General features: G+C 68.9%; 1 protein-coding gene. It reads right to left on the bottom strand.

Annotated elements, in window-relative coordinates; all coding sequences use genetic code 11:
* The coding region (locus AC1DSF_RS31535) for an FAD-dependent oxidoreductase (protein ID WP_478184238.1) at positions 1-224 on the bottom strand (224 nt) is incomplete at its 3' end.
* Positions 225-354: the final 130 nt, after the last annotated feature.

The following is a 354-nucleotide window of genomic DNA, read 5'->3' as shown; positions in this document are numbered from 1 at the left end:
GTGTTGCGGTGGTGTTTGAAGAGAGCGCGCAACGGCACCGCGATCTGGCCTTCGGACAGGATCCCGGTGGCGCACTGGTAGAGCAGCGGCTGGAACAGGTGATGGCCGGCGCGGTCGACGACCGTGACGTCCACGGGGCTGCGGCGCAGCGCGCGAGCGGCGAACAGGCCTCCGAAGCCGCCTCCGATGATCACGACCTTGGGCCGCGTGGACGTCGTGTCCATATCGGCTTTCCCATCGTGTACCGGCATTCACTTCGAGCCTACGGCTGCCCTGCCGGGTCGGCGACCCGGTGCTGTCGGCCGGTGATGCGGGGGCTCCGGAGCCGCGGCAGCGACGGTGGTCCTCGTAGAT

The sequence above is a fragment of the Variovorax sp. 01N429 genome, assembly GCF_056399425.1.
This window is presented reverse-complemented; position numbering and strand designations above follow the sequence as displayed.